21 protein-coding genes and 2 pseudogenes are annotated in these 17,119 nt (G+C 61.6%); 11 read left to right on the top strand and 12 right to left on the bottom strand.

The features are described 5' to 3' along the window. Positions 1-6 precede the first annotated feature (6 nt). Positions 7-603, bottom strand: a complete 597-nt coding sequence (locus O7A05_RS18420; protein ID WP_337094416.1) for a superoxide dismutase — start codon at positions 601-603, stop codon at positions 7-9. 78 nt (positions 604-681) lie between these two features. Continuing rightward, positions 682-1,020, bottom strand: a pseudogene (locus O7A05_RS18415) (DUF1259 domain-containing protein); the annotation flags it as partial. Between O7A05_RS18415 and O7A05_RS18410 the strand changes: the two are divergent. The 4 genes and pseudogenes from O7A05_RS18410 to O7A05_RS34450 all read left to right on the top strand — a co-directional run. After that, positions 1,018-2,211: pseudogene (locus tag O7A05_RS18410) on the top strand (chromate transporter); the annotation flags it as partial. The pseudogenes O7A05_RS18415 and O7A05_RS18410 sit on opposite strands and share 3 nt — an antisense overlap. Positions 2,212-2,381: 170 nt before the next feature. Next, entirely contained in the window at positions 2,382-2,720 is a 339-nt protein-coding gene (locus tag O7A05_RS18405) for a hypothetical protein (protein WP_337094415.1), read from the top strand. Further along, positions 2,717-3,004, top strand: a complete 288-nt coding sequence (locus O7A05_RS18400) for a hypothetical protein (RefSeq protein ID WP_337094414.1) — start codon at positions 2,717-2,719, stop codon at positions 3,002-3,004. Before O7A05_RS18405 ends, O7A05_RS18400 begins: the two co-directional genes overlap by 4 nt. A gap of 690 nt (positions 3,005-3,694) precedes the next feature. Then, positions 3,695-3,973 carry a DUF6894 family protein gene (locus tag O7A05_RS34450; RefSeq protein WP_415927023.1) on the top strand — a complete coding sequence of 93 codons (279 nt, stop codon included), beginning with the start codon at positions 3,695-3,697 and terminating at the stop codon, positions 3,971-3,973. Here the strand turns inward: O7A05_RS34450 and O7A05_RS18395 are convergent. Further along, entirely contained in the window at positions 3,964-4,686 is a 723-nt protein-coding gene (locus O7A05_RS18395) for a Crp/Fnr family transcriptional regulator (RefSeq protein WP_337094413.1), read from the bottom strand. The genes O7A05_RS34450 and O7A05_RS18395 overlap by 10 nt on opposite strands. Positions 4,687-4,873: 187 nt before the next feature. Here O7A05_RS18395 and O7A05_RS18390 point away from each other — a divergent pair, with 187 nt between their 5' ends. Next, positions 4,874-5,131: a hypothetical protein gene (locus tag O7A05_RS18390; protein WP_337094412.1), complete on the top strand. Its 258-nt coding sequence runs from the start codon at positions 4,874-4,876 to the stop codon at positions 5,129-5,131. A 4-nt stretch (positions 5,132-5,135) separates the two neighbouring features. Here the strand turns inward: O7A05_RS18390 and O7A05_RS18385 are convergent, their stop codons facing one another. Together O7A05_RS18385 and O7A05_RS18380 are read right to left on the bottom strand one after the other, a co-directional pair. After that, complete coding sequence (locus O7A05_RS18385) at positions 5,136-5,306, bottom strand: hypothetical protein (RefSeq protein WP_337094411.1); 171 nt, start codon at positions 5,304-5,306, stop codon at positions 5,136-5,138. 465 nt (positions 5,307-5,771) lie between these two features. After that, positions 5,772-6,833, bottom strand: a complete 1,062-nt coding sequence (locus O7A05_RS18380) for a site-specific integrase (RefSeq protein WP_337094410.1) — start codon at positions 6,831-6,833, stop codon at positions 5,772-5,774. 115 nt (positions 6,834-6,948) lie between these two features. Between O7A05_RS18380 and dusA the strand changes: the two genes are divergently transcribed. Then, entirely contained in the window at positions 6,949-7,944 is a 996-nt protein-coding gene (gene dusA / locus O7A05_RS18375) for a tRNA dihydrouridine(20/20a) synthase DusA (RefSeq protein ID WP_337094409.1), read from the top strand. Between the two features lie 112 nt (positions 7,945-8,056). Here the strand turns inward: dusA and O7A05_RS18370 are convergent, their stop codons facing one another. Together O7A05_RS18370 and O7A05_RS18365 are read right to left on the bottom strand one after the other, a co-directional pair. Continuing rightward, positions 8,057-8,761: a TIGR02281 family clan AA aspartic protease gene (locus tag O7A05_RS18370; RefSeq protein ID WP_337094408.1), complete on the bottom strand. Its 705-nt coding sequence runs from the start codon at positions 8,759-8,761 to the stop codon at positions 8,057-8,059. Positions 8,762-8,771: 10 nt separating this feature from the next. After that, positions 8,772-9,002, bottom strand: coding sequence for a DUF1289 domain-containing protein (locus O7A05_RS18365; protein WP_337094407.1), 231 nt, complete (start codon positions 9,000-9,002; stop codon positions 8,772-8,774). A gap of 166 nt (positions 9,003-9,168) precedes the next feature. Between O7A05_RS18365 and O7A05_RS18360 the strand changes: the two genes are divergently transcribed. Further along, positions 9,169-10,164, top strand: a complete 996-nt coding sequence (locus tag O7A05_RS18360) for a nicotinate-nucleotide--dimethylbenzimidazole phosphoribosyltransferase (protein WP_337094406.1) — start codon at positions 9,169-9,171, stop codon at positions 10,162-10,164. A 17-nt stretch (positions 10,165-10,181) separates the two neighbouring features. Here O7A05_RS18360 and O7A05_RS18355 read toward each other — a convergent pair whose 3' ends face one another. Then, entirely contained in the window at positions 10,182-11,705 is a 1,524-nt protein-coding gene (locus O7A05_RS18355) for a sensor histidine kinase (protein WP_224706481.1), read from the bottom strand. Between the two features lie 76 nt (positions 11,706-11,781). Between O7A05_RS18355 and O7A05_RS18350 the strand changes: the two genes are divergently transcribed. From O7A05_RS18350 to O7A05_RS18335, 4 genes are all read left to right on the top strand, one after another. Next, positions 11,782-12,405 carry a thermonuclease family protein gene (locus O7A05_RS18350; protein ID WP_337094405.1) on the top strand — a complete coding sequence of 208 codons (624 nt, stop codon included), beginning with the start codon at positions 11,782-11,784 and terminating at the stop codon, positions 12,403-12,405. Positions 12,406-12,452: 47 nt separating this feature from the next. Further along, positions 12,453-13,064: a glutathione S-transferase gene (locus tag O7A05_RS18345; protein ID WP_337094404.1), complete on the top strand. Its 612-nt coding sequence runs from the start codon at positions 12,453-12,455 to the stop codon at positions 13,062-13,064. Between the two features lie 28 nt (positions 13,065-13,092). Beyond that, positions 13,093-13,710 carry a uracil-DNA glycosylase family protein gene (locus O7A05_RS18340; protein WP_337094403.1) on the top strand — a complete coding sequence of 206 codons (618 nt, stop codon included), beginning with the start codon at positions 13,093-13,095 and terminating at the stop codon, positions 13,708-13,710. A gap of 108 nt (positions 13,711-13,818) precedes the next feature. Beyond that, complete coding sequence (locus tag O7A05_RS18335; protein WP_006205209.1) at positions 13,819-14,310, top strand: Lrp/AsnC family transcriptional regulator; 492 nt, start codon at positions 13,819-13,821, stop codon at positions 14,308-14,310. 22 nt (positions 14,311-14,332) lie between these two features. Here the strand turns inward: O7A05_RS18335 and O7A05_RS18330 are convergent, their stop codons facing one another. From O7A05_RS18330 to O7A05_RS18315, 4 genes are read right to left on the bottom strand one after another with little or no spacing between them, the layout of a single operon-like run. Beyond that, positions 14,333-14,902: a DUF3299 domain-containing protein gene (locus O7A05_RS18330; RefSeq protein WP_337094402.1), complete on the bottom strand. Its 570-nt coding sequence runs from the start codon at positions 14,900-14,902 to the stop codon at positions 14,333-14,335. Between the two features lie 60 nt (positions 14,903-14,962). Further along, the gene (locus O7A05_RS18325) at positions 14,963-15,541 is read right to left on the bottom strand and encodes a GNAT family N-acetyltransferase (protein ID WP_337094401.1); all 579 of its coding nucleotides are present in this window, start codon (positions 15,539-15,541) and stop codon (positions 14,963-14,965) included. Further along, positions 15,501-16,205, bottom strand: coding sequence for a DNA alkylation repair protein (locus O7A05_RS18320; RefSeq protein WP_337094400.1), 705 nt, complete (start codon positions 16,203-16,205; stop codon positions 15,501-15,503). Before O7A05_RS18320 ends, O7A05_RS18325 begins: the two co-directional genes overlap by 41 nt. Positions 16,206-16,211: 6 nt before the next feature. Then, the gene (locus O7A05_RS18315; protein ID WP_337094399.1) at positions 16,212-17,081 is read right to left on the bottom strand and encodes an NAD(P)-dependent oxidoreductase; all 870 of its coding nucleotides are present in this window, start codon (positions 17,079-17,081) and stop codon (positions 16,212-16,214) included. Positions 17,082-17,119: the final 38 nt, after the last annotated feature.

The following is a 17,119-nucleotide window of genomic DNA, read 5'->3' as shown; positions in this document are numbered from 1 at the left end:
TAACGCTCAACTCGCCCGGCTGTAGCGCTCATAGAGCGCTGTCGCATTTGCCCAGCGCACGGCTTCCATGAAAGCATCTATATAGCCACCGGCCTTGGCGCCGAAGTCGATGTGATAGGAATGCTCATACATATCAAGCGCCAATATCGGCTGACCCGCCGCCAGCGTGTGGCAATGGTCGGATGCCCACTGATTGACGAGCTTGTTGTCGCGCGGCGACCATGTGAGCAGCACCCAGCCGGAGCCTCCGCCAAGTGCCTTCCCCATGGCGATGAACTCGCTTCGCCATCGCTCGTATGAGCCGAAGTCGCGCTCCAACGCATCGCGCAAAGGCGCCTCCGGCGCGCTCTGTTCGCCGAGCCCATCAAAAAACAGCTCATGCAGGATCATCGAATTCATCGCGACAAGCTGCTCGCGCTTCAGCCCGTTGACGAGAAAGCCCGGAGCGGACTGGTAATCCAACTCTGCGAGCTGCTCTTCGATCAGGTTGAGCCGTTTCACAGCTCCCTGGTAATTGTTCTCGTAGTGACTGACGATAAGGCGTTCCGACATGCCTTTGATCCGCGCCGGATCACAGCCAAGCGGTTTGATGCTGTACGGCATTTTCCTACCTCCCTATACGTGCTGCGTGTTGAGAGTGAAGGTCCCGGAGGCCGAGCCGGGCCGAGACCTCCAGTCCTCTCAGCCACTCGCGAGATGAATCTTGTCGAGCGCCGCCCTAAGCCCGTGCGCAAGCTTCTCCACGTCATCATTGGCCCAGAAATGCATGAAGAACAGGCGAGGCTGCTCGTTCAGCATATGACTATGAAGGGCAGTCACCTCGATGCCGTTGTCGCGCAGGGCGCGCAGCACAGGGTTGACTTCGCTTGCGACCAGCACGAAGTCGCCGGTAATCGCCGCCTTCCCGTTGCCTGTCGGCTGGAAATTGATGGCGATGGCCGAGCCCATCGCGGCAGGCACCGGCATGTCGGTGTCCGTTATCTTTTCCGCCCGTGGGATACTGACCTGGTAGACTCCCCCGGTCCGGAAGCGCAGCAGCTTGCCATCTACATCGGCTGGCTTCTGCACAAGACCAAGGGCGGGCTGGTTGCGGGCATTCTCTTCGTGCTTCCCGGCGCTGTCGCCATCATGGCCCTCAGCTGCGTCTATGCCATTTTCGGCAATGTCGGGGCGGTCCAAGCCCTGTTTTTCGGTTTGAAGGCTGCGGTGCTGGCGATCGTGATCGAAGCCGTGCTCAGGATCGGCCGCCGCGCCTTGAAGAACAATGTCCTGAGAGGGCTGGCCGTTGCGGCTTTTGTCGCGCTGGCATTCTTCCATGTTCCGTTTCCGCTGGTCGTTCTTGCAGCAGCCCTCATTGGCTATTTCGGCAATCGGGTTGGCTGGGCAGCTTTTGCATCAGGCGGTAGCCATGCCAAGGCCAGCGGCAAGCAAGTGGCCGATGCCGACACGGCCCTCGGTGAAGAGACCCCCGCCCATGCACGCCCAGCGATAGGCTGGTCCCTCAGAGTTGCCGGCGTCTTCCTGGTACTGTGGCTCGCTCCCACTCTCGTCTTGTGGGCCATGTTGGGGCAAGGCAACGTCTTCACGGATATCGGTTTCTTCTTCTCCAAGACGGCTGCGGTATCGTTCGGCGGCGCCTATGCGGTTTTGGCTTACGTGGCGCAGCAAGCCGTCGACCACTATGGCTGGCTGAAACCAGGCGAAATGCTGGATGGGCTCGGCATGGCTGAGACGACGCCCGGCCCACTGATCATGGTCACGCAGTTCGTCGGCTTCATGGGAGCTTACAGGTCACCGGGCTCCATGTCGCCGCTGCTCGCGGGCACGCTCGGCGGCCTTCTCACGACGTGGGTAACTTTCGTCCCCTGCTTCCTATGGATATTCCTTGGAGCTCCGTACATGGAAGTGCTGCGCAGCAACAAGGCGCTGTCTGCGGCGTTGTCGGCGATCACAGCGGCGATCGTCGGCGTCGTTCTCAATCTGGCAGTCTGGTTTGCATTGCATGTGCTCTTTGCTCAGCTCCACGAGATCCATGGCCTTGGGGTTACGGTGGATGTCCCCGTGATGACCTCGTTGAAAATAGCCTCCCTGGTCCTGACGCTTGGTGCGATGATCGCAGTCTTCCGCTTCAAGGTCGGGATGATTCCGGTTCTTGCGGGATGTTCCATTCTGGGGCTGATCTATGGGATCTTCGTGGCCGGGCAGATCTGAGCACCGGACCGCCGGTTTATCGGACGAATGCTCGAGTTTTCCGCGCAGCTTCAGACACAATTCAGAAACAAAGTAGAAAAACTCCAGAAATCCTTCGAGCGTAAAATCGAGCTGAGAGGGTCGATCATCGGCTGCAGCAGTGCAGCACTTGTTCGGATTGGCGACAAGCGATGCAAAGGTTCTCGATCGGCTTGATGGGCGCGTTGCTGAGCATTCCGCTCGTAAGTGGCCCGGTTGAAGCGGGCCAGGCAAGGGTCGCGACAACCCGAACCCAGCGATGCGCCGCTCTCAACCGCCAGGTCGATGAGGCCCTCGAAGGCCATGCCGCGGCAACGCAGGTCACCGCGGCGAAGGCACTGCAACGAAAAGGAAACCGGTTCTGCTCTGCCAAGAAAGAAGCGCAGGGAATCCGGACACTTGCGAAAGCTCTGAAGCTGCTTGGCGTAACACCGATCGATCCCGATGCGGTGCCCAAAACCGACCTGCATAGCAAGGAGAAAAAGCCATGAAAAAGTCCCTCCTCTCCGCTGTTGGCCTCGCTGTCAGCCTGGCCTTCTCGATGCCGGTTCTAGGCAACGCCGCCGCTACCAAGACGACCGCTCCGGCCGCCACGACCGATACGACCATGAATAACGCGACGGCCACAACAACCGCCACGAAGCCGCACCAGAAGAATGTGGCGAACAAGAAGGTCTGCAAACCGACTAAGAAGCACAAGTGCCCGGTGAGGCACGCAAAGCACCATGCAAGGGCTGCGGCGGCCGCAACAGCCGCACCCAAGACAAGCTATTAAATCCTAGCGTGCTAGGGGAAGGCCGTTTCCGCCATCGATTGGGACGGCCTTTTTTCTCTCCCGGTCCGCTTCGCGCGATCCCGACCGGGCGCGTCGCCTTACGCCCGAGGAACATAAGCGGGACGTTCGCTTTTGTTGAAATCTGCGATATCGGTCCATCAGCCTATCGGCCAGAGCAGAAACTCTGGAAATGTATCGGCTAAGCTCCTGATCATCCTGCGCTACGGTGAGCAATGGGAAAATCCCGATGATTTCCCTTTGGCCTTATATCCGCTCGGTGCTTGATGACCCTGAGCGCCACCATGACGTCGATCCGGCAACCATCGTCGCCATCGTTCGCGCAAGGACGGTAGGAAGTAGTACAAAGGGCGAAACAGCGTGCGCGCGTCCAAGAAGAGCGTGCTCGGATGGCTGGAAGATTCCAGCCTCTGCTGCTCTTGTGATAGCCATAGGTCGCCTCCGATTTAGTCACCGTTCGGCGCTTCAGGAAACCCTGGCTGAGGAGAGCGCTACGGATGAGGACCTGACCGCGCTTGGTTAGGCTGGCTCAACGAAAGCGCCCTACAGCAGGCGGGTGACCGCCTGCTCGGGACCCGCAACTGCGATGGCCCGCGTCGTACACTCGACTATCATTCTTTATTGCGCCGTCCCCTGAACCAATTAGCGTCGCCGGAAGACAAGATACGAGAAATGCGCTCAGGCCTAACACCGGATCGACTTGTTTCTGGTGCCCCTCGGAGGGCAATGCCCCGCTACTTCTTCAACGTGCCCACCCACGATCTCTCTCCTGACAGCGAGGGAGTGTCCCTATCGGATGTTCAGTCGGCCAGGGAGCAATCGGTGCGCGCATCGGGGGAGATGTTACGCGAACGCACGCTCGTCCCAGACGGGGAATGGAGGATGGAAGTATCAAATGATGAGGGGCGATTGGTCTTCGCCATCACGGTCCGGATAGGGCACTATGACTGACGGTCGATTTCCAAATGGAGATAATTCGGGGTGAAATTCGCATATGCCTTCAAACGGGTGACGTCGGGAATGTGAACGATATTTTCCCGGAATGTGACCAGGCCAGCTTCGCGCAGCGTCTTCAGGCTCCTGTTAACATGTACACTGGAGAGCCCGACGGTATCAGCAAGCTCGGCTTGAGTGATGGGCAGGTCAAACGACCCGTCCGTTGCCCAGCCGACGGCGTCAAGCCTGACATGCAGTTCGCAGAAGAGATGTGCAATCCTCTTATCCGCCGTCCTTTGCCCGACATTGACCAGCCACTCGCGCAAAACGGCTTCGTCCACCAGCGTGCACCACCAGAAAGCCTTCGTCAGCGAAGGCCGCGTCTCCGTCAGCTCGTGCACGGTGCGGGTCGGGATATAGGCGATGCGGCAAGGTGAAAGGGTTGCGATGCTGTGATCCATGGTGTTGAGGATCGCGACATGCAGATCACAGAAATCACCGGGCACAAGATATGCAAAAATCTGCCGTTTCCCCTCCAGGATGATTTTGTAGCGGTAGGCGAAGCCCTCCAGAATCACCATCAGGTGGTCGGGCGCCTCGCCCTCGGTGATTAGATCCACGTTCCGTGCGACTGTCCGCGGGTTGGTGGAGACTTTCTCGAGCCATTTACGGTCGTCTTCGCGGAGGCCGCCAAACCCCGTCACCTTCGCAACAAAGGCATTCGCCACCAATGCATCTCCAAGACCGGCAAGCTAGGTCATTGCACTCGGCAGCCGAAGAACATCGAAGAAGCCAGATTTTTAAGTGCCCTGACAGCCCATGCAGTGTAGCAAGGCATTGGCGCCCGTTCCAGCATCGGCATCCGGGCGCTTGGAAGAGTCCATCGCGCTTTCGCCCAATCAACGGGAGAAGGCAATGTCTTCACAAAACGGCTCACGAAACGGCTTACGCTCGCATGCTGGTGAATATCTTGATCACCGGCTGGAATGCCCCTTCTGTGGCACCATCCGGTTGAACATTCCTGCCGACGCCTTGCCGTCAACCTCCATCAATTGCTCCGAGTGCGGGCGCTATCTTGGCACTTGGGATGAACTGCAGACCGACTTCGAGAAGCAAGGCGGCGGGGATGGGGTGTTCCGGCTTGATCAGGGTCGGATACAAAGGCTCGTATAGTGGCTCAGTGGCGGTCCTTTAAAAACCGCGCTTCGCGAAGCAATGAAGCCCAGTCTGTGCCAATCAACTCGATGAGCTCTCGAGCTTGCGCCCTAGAAATGCCGACCTCTTTGACGAGCCGGGAGATAAGTATCTCGCTCGCCGCGTCGTCCTTGCCGTCTTTTCCATCGCGCATCAGTTCGGGCCTCCGTTCCTCCCAAACCACGCACGGCGCTGAAGGTTTCAGCGGGGATATCATTGAAAGAAAATGTGAATCGCTCACCGGTTCGTGCCGCCTAAGGCCAATCGCAATCCGAGACAGACGATAAAGGAGCCGGCGACGCGCTTTTACCAAAGCCTCACTCCAGGACGGACCATGATCCAGCCACTGAAGCTCCCGGCCGCCATCGCATAGGCGCCCAAAACAGGGCTTTGGCGGCTCCAGCATCCGCTCAGCCCGGTTTCCCGCTGGAACCTCAGGTGCGCTGAATGCTGCGAATGGGCTCGCTATGCGCCAGTGATCCTGTGAATAGGGATGGAAGCTGGGATGCTCGGTCTCTCAGCCGGGCTGATTCTTTCGCGGATGGGGAGGGCTTATACCGTAGTCGCGATCGAAGCCTCAACGATCCACGGGACGGGTATTCAGCGCCACTGCCGTAGATTATGCAGCGTTCGCCGCTTGGATGGTGTGAAGCATTTCTGGTTTAAGGTGCGTATAGCGGCGCAACATCTTCCAATCTTTGTGTCCTGTGACGAGTGCCACCTGTTCAATCGTGAATCCAGCTTCGAAAAGGCGGCTCGTTCCTTCGTGCCGCAAATCGTGAAAATGTAGGTCGTGGATGCTCAGATCAGCGCATGCTCGACGGAAGGCGGTGCCGACTGATTTGTGATTGAACGGGAAAATTCGATCATCGTCATTGCTTCGCCTTGCGCGCTGCTCCTCAACAATGGCCCATGCATCGAATCCAGTAGCCGCGAACAGGGGGATTCGCTGATTGTTGCCTTTCTTGTTGCGGGGGTCTTTCCGGTCGCGGATGAGAAGCATCCGCGTGCGATTCTCCAAGTCGGACCAACGGGCCTTGCAAATTTCCTCCTGGCGCATCGCGGTCGCAACGGCGAAACGTATGATCCGGCCAACCGGCGCTATCTGGAGAGGATTTGAATCGAAGTGAGCGATTAGCCTGTCGAGTTCATCCTGGGTCGGCCGCCTGTCACGCTCACACCCCTTGCCGACAAGGCCAAGGCGCTTAAGTGCGATGCGCGCGAGATCGACGGGTTCCACTTTAACTGGTAGACCGTGGACGGCCGCGGCATGAGACAGGACAAGTTTTATAAAGCCGATGTCTATACCGAGAGTCATAGGTCCAGCGCCTTGGGCGGCCCGCTCACGACCAAAACGAATAAGCCGTTCGCGATCGAGAGCCGCGACGTTACACTTCCCGAGTTGCCTCTTCAGCATAGCCAGGGCCGCGGCCTTGGAGCGGCGAGGGGACTTGCCTACATCGCACATGTCGTCGATGTGGAGGTCGATAAGTTCGCCGAAAGTTTTAAGGCGCGCTACACGGGACTTGGTCGGCGTCTCGCCGCGATCGACCTGGCGCTCGGTTTCGGTCGCCCATCGCCGTGCGTCGTCTCTGCGCAGGAACGTCTCGCTGACATAGCGACCCTTGCGACGGACTTGGACACGCCAGGAACCGGAGGAGAGTTTTGTGTAGGTGGCCATTTTTTCGTGTGCGCTCCGTGTGCACTGATAGATCGAAACGTGGCGAAAAGGGTCGTATTCTGGCGTAAATTCGGGCTGGCTCGGCAGAAGCTAAGAATTTGATGTTAAAGAAAAAATGCTGAAATATCAAGAGCATAGAGTGGCTTTGGCCCCGATGATGGATTGGACGGATAGGCATTGCCGGTTCTTCCACCGTCAGCTGACGCGCCGCGCGCTGCTTTACACCGAGATGGTGGTGGCGGACGCGGTCATCCATGGCGCGCGCGAAAGACTGCTCGGTTTCGACAATATCGAGCACCCGGTTGCATTACAGCTTGGCGGATCGGATCCGGCAAAACTTGCCGAGGCCGCGCGGATCGGTGAGACCTTCGGCTATGACGAGATCAACCTCAATGTCGGCTGTCCGTCCGACCGCGTTCAGTCGGGAACGTTCGGCGCCTGCCTGATGAAGACGCCGGCTCTGGTCGCCGAATGCGTCGCGGCGATGAAAGCTTCGGTGAAAATCCCCGTCACGGTCAAATGCCGTATCGGCGTCGACGATCAGGATCCGGAACCCGCTCTCGACATCCTCGCCGACGGCGTGCTGGCCGCTGGCGCCGATGCGCTCTGGGTGCACGCCCGCAAGGCCTGGCTGGAAGGGCTGAGCCCCAAGGAGAACCGCGAGATCCCGCCGCTCGACTATCCGCGCGTCTACCGGTTGAAGGCCAGAAAGCCGGACGAATTCATCGGCATCAACGGCGGCATCCAGTCGCTCGCCGAGGCGTCGGCGCATCTTTCTCATGTCGATGGCGTGATGCTCGGCCGCGCGGCCTATCATACGCCGGGGGTCCTGACCGGCGTCGACGCCGCCTTCTACGGCGAGGCGCCTGCCGCCTTCGACTATTCGGCGCTGATCGACGCCATGGCCGGCTATGCCGCGCGCCATATTGAGCGGGGCGGACGGCTCGGCCACATTACCCGCCATATGGTCGGGCTGTTCCACGGCCTGCCCGGTGCGCGTCGCTTCCGGCAGATCCTTTCCACCGACGCAAACAAGCCCGGAGCTGGGGCGGAGGTGTTGCGGAGCGCGTTTTCCGCTGTCGATTTCGAGGCGGAAGCCGAAGCAGCCTGACTTCGGCGGAAGAAGCGTCGTGCCGAACAGATTCAGGCGATATGCTCAAGCGATGTCGTTGCCGCAGAACCGCCGCGCACTTCTCGGCAATATTAGTCCCGCAGAATTATGATTAATCCCGCAGGATCATGCGGTCGCCGCGTACGTCAAAACCCGACAATGAGCCGATGAAGTTCATGCCGAGCAGGCTTTGATCCAGCATGCCGGGCGCGGCGACCATCACCGACATGTCCTTGCGCACGATGCCGCCGATGGCCACCTCGTCGGTCCTGACCATCGCCGCGCGCGCCATGCCGTTGGCCGTGGCGACATCCACGCTGTAGCTGAGCGCCACCGGGTTGAAACCCGCGGCTTGAGCATCTTCGGACGTCAGCACCGTGCTGGTCGCGCCGGTGTCGACCACGGCGCGCACCGGCGTGCCGTTGACCAGGATGCGGGCTTCGAAATGGCCGTTGTCGGCTTTGTCGAGCGTGACGGTCGGGCGGCCATTCTCCACGCCGAGCGCCAGCGGACTGCCCGGGACAAGGCCGGCGGTCACGCGGCTCGCCACATCCTGCAACTCGTAGCGATACTGATAGCCGGCGATCAGCACGAGGATCAGTGCGGCCCAGACACCGATATTGCGTGCCATGTCGCCCAGCGGCCGGCCGGAGCGGAGCAGGCTCGCACCGATCACCATCACCAGCACGCCGACCCAGATCAGCCTGCCGAAATCATTGTTGTTCATGCCGAAGGTGTGGCCGGCCGAATTGTTGAGCATAAGCAGCACGACCCCGACGCCGATCACCGCCATGACGAGCCAGAACGGCCGATTCATCGGTTTCTTCTCACAAGACGCCGCGCTCGCGCGCCATGCGGGTTCGGCGGGTTTCGCGGCGCGGCCGTCGCTCCACCGTTTCGAGCCGTGCCGGCAGTTCGGCCATCACCGCCCGGCGCATTTCGGGGGTCATCGCGAGCCATGCGGAAATCTCGTCGCGCGTGCGGCCGCAACCGAAGCAGAAACCGGTTTTCATATCGATCGAACAGACCAGGATGCAGGGGGATTCGATGGCGGTCATGCTGTTCTCTTGGCTTTATTCCACATGGTGCAACCACCGGAGCAATGCAAGCCCTCCGCATTGCGCCGCAAGGCAGCGCGTTCGCGGCATCGTCCAGGCGGTTGTGCCGGGTGGAGAAGGCGGCTATGCCGCTTGCGATTTCCGCAACGAAGCGCGACCGACATAAATGCCTGCTAAGCCTTTCGATGATTTCCGAAGCCTCCTGGCGGCGCTGCCGCCGGCCGATGACGCGGCGGGGGCGCGTGTCCGCGCGCTGTTTGCCAAGGCGGACAAGCCGAAAGAATCGCTTGGGCGCATCGAGGACATCGCAGCCTGGATTGCCGCCTGGAGCGGGCGCGCGCCGCCCACGATCAACCGGCCGCTGATGGCGATCTTCGCCGGCAATCATGGCGCCGTCAGGCACGGCATCTCACCGCGGCCGGTGGCGGCGACCGCCAACGAGGTCGAGCTCTGCGCTGCCGGCGGCGCCGCCATCAACCAGGTCTGCATCGCCAACGATCTCGGCCTGAAAGTGTTCGACCTCGCTTTGGATATCCCCACAGGCGACATCACTGAGGAGGCTGCGCTCGATGAACGCGGCTGCGCCGCAACCATGGCCTTTGGCATGGAGGCGGTCGCGGGCGGCGCCGACCTTCTGTGCCTTGGCGATCTTGGAGTCGGCAATTCGACGATAGCCGCCGCGCTTTGCGCCGCGCTGTTCGGCGGCAGCGGCATCGACTGGGTTGGCCCAGGCGCGGGCGCAGACGCAGCGATGATCGCGCACAAGGCCGAGGTCGTCGATCGGGCGCTGGCATTCCATGGCCCGGATCTGAGCGATCCGCTCGAGGCCTTGCGCAGGGTCGGCGGACGCGAATTCGCGGCGATCTGCGGCGCGATTCTCGCGGCGCGCATGGAGAAGATCCCTGTCCTGCTCGACGGGTTCGTGGCGACGGCGGCGGCCGCTGTCCTTTATGCGGGCAATCCAGGCTCGCTCGACCATTGCCTGCTTGCCAGCCTGTCGCCAGAGCCTGGCCACGCCGAGGCGGCCGAAAGGCTCGGGCTGCAGCCGCTGCTCGATTTCGGCATCGGCCATGGCGAAGGGGTAGGGGCCGCTCTCGCCGCCGGTATCGTCAAAGCCACGGCATTGACCAGTTCCGGCATGGCGATGGCTGTCCGGCTTTAGCGCCGGCGGAAATTGCTTCAGCGGCGCCCGCGCGCCGCAACCGTCTTGGTCGGCAAGGCCGGCAGTTCCTCCATCACCCGGCTCAACGGGAAGATGGCGATCGCCTCGGTGCCTTCGCGCAGCTTGGAATGAAGCTCGAACTCGCCGCCATGCATGGCAAGCAGCCCCTGCACGATCGGCAGGCCGAGGCCGGTTCCCTGCTCGGCGCTCTTGATGGCGATCGAGCCCTGGCCGAAAGCGGAAAGCACCACCGGGATTTCTTCTTCCGGTATGCCCGGGCCGTTGTCCTTGACCGAAATGTACTGGCCGCCGCCGGCGGTCCAGCCGACACGCACGCGCACTTCGCCGCCGGACGGGGTGAACTTGATCGAATTGGAGAGAAGATTGAGCGTGATCTGCCTGACGGCGCGCTCGTCGGCGAAGAGGCGCGGCAAGGTCTCCTCGAACTCCTGGATGATGCGGATGTCCTTGTTGCGGGCGCGCAGCTCCATCATGTGGCAGCAGTCCTCGACTATGGTGACCAGCACGACCGGTTCCTCGTTGAGCTGGTAGCGGCCGGCCTCGATGCGCGACAGGTCGAGGATCTCGTTGATCAGGTCGAGCAGGTGCTGGCCGGACTCGTGCACGTCATGGGCATAGTCGCGGTAGGTCGGATTGTTCATCGGACCCAGGACCTCATTGGCCATCACTTCGGAGAAGCCAAGGATGGCGTTGAGCGGCGTCCTGAGCTCGTGGCTCATCGAGGCGAGGAAACGCGATTTCGCCAGATTGGCGTCCTCGGCGCGCCGCCTCGCCTCGTCCGACATCGATTTCGCCGTCTCCAGCTCGGCGATCAGCGCGTCCTTTTCCGAGCGGAAGGACAGCACCATCAACGAAGCCTGATTGAGATGACGCGCGACGTAACCGAAGAAGGGAAGCGCTGCGATGAGCAAGGCCGCCATCGTGGCTTCGATCGGAGTCCACAGGCGCATGACGGTGTAGACATAAACGGCAACGGGAATGGCAAAGGTCGCGAACAGCGCGCCGCCAAGCGAGGAGGCCATCACGGCGGTCGTCGCCATGGCGATCAGCAGCACCATGGCCTTGGCCACATTGAACTCGTCGATCTGGCATGTGGCGCAGCCGAACCAGGCGAACCACGCCCACCCAAGGCCGCAGAGGAAATGGCCGATCAGGAAGTCGCGACGTGTCTGCACCGGGTCGAGTTCGGCCGCTTCGGTCCGCTCCACGCGACGCGCCATGAAAGCGACGATCGTGTAGCAAAGCAGCGTCGACAGGGCCCAGATGGCGATCTGGCTGTCCAGACCCGCCAGCCGGCCGATAGCTGCCACGGCGAGTACGAGCAAGGGAATCGCCACCGCGCTGACCACCATGGCGCGCGCATGCAGCTTCAGCAGTTCACGGTCGAAATCGAGGCTGCCCGCCTGCTGCGAAAGGCGGTCGCGCGTCTTGCGCACCGCGCGCGCCACATCGCTGTTGCGGTGCGGTTTACGGCGGTCCACAATAAATTTATCCGCTGTGTTCGAGCGTTGCAAAGGCATACAGACTTCAATTTCTGCGCGCAGCGACTGTCGCTTCGTTAAGCTACGTTCGAATGATTAAGAGACTGTTTGCCATATGAGCCGTTTCGGGCCGCGAGGACCGCGCCCACGCTATGCGGCGAGCCCGCCGCGCAGCCTCTGGCGCAAGCTGCTGGACTATGGGCTGGCCTTCCTTTTGCTCGGGTTGCTCACCCTGGTGGCGGCGCGGCTCGATCGCTTCGAGACACGCAAGGAGCAAGGCACGGCAATCATCAATGACGGCGATTCGATCACGCTCGGGGCCGAGCGCATCCGCATGCGCGGCATCGACGCTCCGGAATATCAGCAGACCTGCCGGAAGGCCGGCGCCGACTACCCCTGCGGCAAGCTGGCGCGGCAGTCGCTGGTAGGGCTGATCGCCGGCAGGCCTGTTTCCTGCAGCGGCTGGCAGCGCGACCGCTATGGCCGGCTGCTCGGCGATTGCAGGGCAGGTGACACCGACCTAAACCGGGCCCAGGTGCAGGCCGGATGGGCGGTTGCCTTCGGCGGCTTCGAAACCGAGGAAGCGGTGGCGAGAGCGGCCAAGGTCGGCATCTGGGCAGGCGCTTTCGAGGAGCCGCAGGACTGGCGCGACAGCCATCATGACGCGCCGGTCGAGAGAAAGCACGGCATGCTGGCCTCGTTCGGCGATGCGTTGCGCGAATTTGTTCGCTTCTGGTGATGGGCGGACCCGCGCCCTATGATCCGGTGGAGAAGCTGGAGGATGGAATGAAGCTGTTCGACGGCGGCCGCGCGCCCAATCCCCGGCGCGTGCGTGTTTTCCTTGCCGAGAAGGGGCTGACGGTGCCGCTGGTGCCCGTCGACATGGGCGCGCTGGAGCATCGCGGTGAGCAGGTGGCTCAGCGCAATCCGCTGCGGCGCCTGCCGGTGCTCGAGCTCGACGACGGCACCATCATCACCGAATCGATCGCCATTTGCCGCTATTTCGAGGAGTTGCATCCCGAGCCCGCGCTGTTCGGCAAGGGCGCGCTCGGCAAGGCCGTGGTCGAGATGTGGCAAAGGCGTATGGAACTGAACCTGATGGCCAGCGTCGCCGCCGCATTCCGGCACATCCATCCGGCGATGAAGGAATGGGAAGTGCCGCAAATTCCGGAATGGGGCGATGCCAATAAGCCGAAAGCGATCGAATTCCTGCACCTGCTCGACAATGAACTGGCGAAGCGCGAATTCGCCGCCGGCGATGCCTATTCGGTCGCCGACATCACCGGCATGATCGCCATCGATTTCATGAAGCCGGCCCGCATCAAGGTGCCGGAAGAGTGCACGAACGTGCTGCGTTGGTACGCGGCGCTTACAAGCCGGCCGAGCGCGACGGCCTGAGCGACGGAAATTGGACAATCCGCCCGATATGAGACAAGCGCTGGAGCGCCTGACCGAAAGGGTGCGGGCCTGCCGTATCTGCGTCGAGGAGCCACACGGCCGGCCCCTGCCGCACGAGCCGCGGCCGGTGCTGCAGCCGTCCTCCACGGCGCGGATCCTGCTTGCCGGCCAGGCGCCGGGCACCAAGGTGCATGTGTCGGGCATGCCGTTCACCGATGCCTCGGGGGACCGGCTGAGAAACTGGCTCGGCGTCAGCGCGCAGGAATTCTACGACACAGAAAAGTTCGCCATCGTGCCGATGGGCTTTTGCTTTCCCGGCCAGGACGCCAAGGGCGGCGACCTGCCGCCGCGTCGCGAATGCGCGCCGGCCTGGCGCTCGGACCTGATGGCGCTGATGCCCAAGATCGACCTGGTGCTGACCATCGGCGGTTATGCGCAGGCATGGCATATGGGCGCGACACGGCTGCCGTCATTGACCGAGACGGTGAGGAACTGGCGCGCCATATGGGATGGACCGTCCGTGTCCAAAGTGCTGCCGCTGCCGCATCCGTCCTGGCGAAATACCGGCTGGCTGAAGAAGAATCCTTGGTTTGAAATGGATTTGCTGCCCTTCCTCAGGTCGGAAATCCGCTATCGCATTGGTTAGGCATCCTGCAAGATATCACTCGCTTTTCGCGCCTTTGACAGAATTTCTTTCTTGTTAAAGGGTCCGATAAAAGGGATTATGGGGAAACTATTCCTCTGGAGCTTCCCCATGGATCGCCTCGATAGAAAAATTCTCCGCCTCCTGCAGGAGGACGCGACGCTTGCGGTCGCCGATGTCGCCAAGAAAGTCGGCTTGTCGACCACGCCATGCTGGCGGCGCATCCAGAAGCTGGAGGAAGAGGGCGTCATCAAGCGGCGTGTTGCCATCCTCGACCATGAGAAGGTCAATGTGCGCGTCACCGTCTTCGTGTCGATCCGCACCAATTCGCACAGCCATGAATGGCTGCGGCGCTTTTCCGAGGTCATCCAGGAATTCCCGGAAGTGGTCGAGTTTTACCGCATGAGCGGCGACGTCGATTACCTGCTGCGCGTGGTGGTTCCGGACATCGCCGCCTATGATGCTTTCTACAAGCGGCTGATCGCCAAGATCGAGATCCGCGACGTCTCGTCGTCCTTCGCCATGGAGCAGATCAAGTACACGACGGAAATTCCGCTCGATTACATGGTGCTGGACAAGGAATCAGGCGCCAACGCAGCGTAGACGCCAGGCCAGGGGACAGGCCTTAGTTCTTCTTGTTGAGGAAATTCCACGGCGAGTTGACCGGCAGCGTCACGGTGTCCGGCACGGTGTCGACGCTCGCTACCTCGGCCTTGCGCACCGTGTAGCCCGACTGGACGATCGAGACGCCGTCGAGGATGAAAAGCTGGCTCTTCTCCATGCCGGGCTGCAGCACGCCGGTGACCGCGACCGGCTCGTAGGCCTCTTTCATCTTGTAGGGATGCGCCGGCGTCACCAGCACGATCTGGTTCGGCGGCGGCGTCGGCATGTGGCTGCAGGCGCCCGTCCAAGGCACCAGCAGGAACTGGTAGACGAGATCGCCGTCACGATCGACCGGCAAAGCATAGCCGGCTAATTGTATCGTCTTGTCCTGCAGATTGAGCGACAAGGTCTCGCCATGGTCGGGCAGTTTTGCCGCGATCATCGGCAGGTTTGCGTCCTCAGCGACGGCTTGCGTCGCGGGGCGCAGATCCTTCCAGAAGATATGCGCCACGTCGGCCGCGGCATCGGCTCCAGTGGCTGCGAGGAGAAGCGCAGTCGCCAGCGCCCCTGACTTGAAACGCTTGCTCGTCATCGCTCCATCCTCCGTCAGTCCATTTGCTGAATCGAGTAAAAGCGTCGTGGCCGATCCGGCTCACCGATCCAGCCGCATCACATGCCGGCGCGTACCGGCAGTCCCGGTCTCATGGAAGCCGCGCGCGACGAACATCTCGCGAAATCCCATGAAGCGGTAGCTGGGTGCTGCCTCATCGACGGGATAGGCTTCGATGACACACGCGCCTTTGCTGAAGGCATGGTCGATCGCAGCGTCAAGCAAAGCGGAGGCCAGCCCGCCGCCGCGCAAGGCTCTCGGCACATAGAAGCAGACGATCGACCATATGCTGGTCTCGGTGTCGTCCTGCTGTTTTGAAAGTTTCCGGTATGTCTCGCGCGGTGCGACCGAGCACCAGCCCACGGGCTTGCCGTCCAACTCGGCGACGATGCCGACCGGGGTGCCGGAATCGATGAGCGCCATCATCATGCGCTTCTTCTCGTCGTTCTTAATGTGTTCGCGGCTGGAGTGGCGCCAGGCCATGCACCAGCAATATTTCGGCGCCCCCGGCTGCTCGAACAGGTTCTCGAAGTCGGCGCGTGCCTCTGGCGTCACCTCGACGAACCGAATCCCGGCAAGGTCAGGTTTTTGCAGCTGCGAGCCTTGCGAGCTGTTTGGCATCCGTCAATTCCTTCACCGCATCCTTGCCGATCCAGTGCGCCGTCTTGTCCGACGATGCCGCCAATCTTTCCGCCAGCGCAAGGGCAGGGGCGTGCAGGCTCATCGACCGCTTGCCGATTTGCCGCAGCGCCCAATTGAACGCCTTGCGGACGAAATTGCGCGGATCGCCGGCATGGTTCTCGATCAGCGGCAGATAGGCAAGGAAGGTCGTGTCCGGCTCTTTCTTGAGATGCACCGCGCTCCAGGCCAGCATGGCAAAGGCGGTGCGCCGAACGAATTCGCGGTCGTCTTCGGCGAACTCGTCTATCAATTCACGCCAGAATGGCGTCTCGGCAAAGAGGTCCGCTACGGTGTCGACGATCTCCCAGCTGTCGAAATCCGCGGCCCAGCACCGGCATTGATCGATATCGACCTTCTTAGGCTCGCTGGTGAAGGCCGCAATCAGCCGCGCTTCGCGGACACCGCTGTCCCACAGCAGAAGCGATCGCTCGTGGTTCCTCTTGAGTTTGCGCGCCAGCGGCCGCAATTGCGAATTGCCGATGCCGAGCGCGCTGGCAGTGTTGATGCCGAAGCGCGCCATGCCCGCCCGGTTGTCCTCGGTGCCGATCGAACGCAAGTGAGCGACGATGTCGTCGGCGCTCCAGCTCGGATCGGGCAGAGGCATCGTCGCTTATTTTTCCAGCCGCGCAAGCAGCGAGGACGTGTCCCAGCGCTTGCCGCCCATGTCCTGGACATCCTTGTAGAACTGGTCGACAAGAGCCGTCACCGGCAGCTTGGCGCCGTTGCGGTTGGCCTCCGCCAGGCAGATGCCGAGATCCTTGCGCATCCAGTCGACGGCGAAGCCGAAATCATATTTGCCGGCATTCATCGTCTTGTGGCGGTTCTCCATCTGCCAGGAGCCGGCCGCCCCCTTGGAGATCACCTCAACGACCTTTTCGATGTTGAGGCCAGCCTTCTTGCCGAAATGGATGCCCTCAGCCAGACCCTGGACGAGGCCCGCAATGCAGATCTGGTTGATCATCTTTGTGAGCTGGCCAGCGCCGGCCGACCCCATTAGGCCGACCATGCGGGCATAGGCGTCGATGACGGGCCTTGCCTTGTCGAAGGCGGTCTGCTCGCCGCCGACCATGACGGTCAGCACACCGTTCTCGGCGCCGGCCTGGCCGCCGGACACCGGCGCATCAAGGAAGGAGAAGCCGGCTTTGCGCGCGGCGTCGTCAAGCTCGCGCGCTACCTCAGCCGAGGCGGTGGTGTTGTCGATGAAGATGGCGCCTTTCTTCATCGCGGCGAAGGCGCCGTTCGCGCCGGTCGTGACCGAGCGCAGATCATCGTCGTTGCCGACGCAGGAGAAGACGAAGTCCTTGCCCTCGGCTGCCTCGGCCGGCGTCAGCGCCAGTTTGCCGCCATGCTGGGCCACCCACTGCTCGGCCTTTGCCTTGGTGCGGTTGTAGACGGTGACGTCATGGCGGCCCTTGTTCCTGAGGTGCCCGGCCATCGGATAGCCCATGACGCCAAGACCGAGAAATGCAACCGATGCCATAAGCCTGCCTTCCAACAAAACACAGTTTCCAGTGGCGG

Source organism: Mesorhizobium argentiipisi (SeqCode), from assembly GCF_037179585.1.
Lineage (GTDB): Bacteria > Pseudomonadota > Alphaproteobacteria > Rhizobiales > Rhizobiaceae > Mesorhizobium > Mesorhizobium argentiipisi.
The sequence above is the reverse complement of the archived record's forward strand: the minus strand, read 5'-3'. Positions and strand labels throughout refer to the sequence as shown.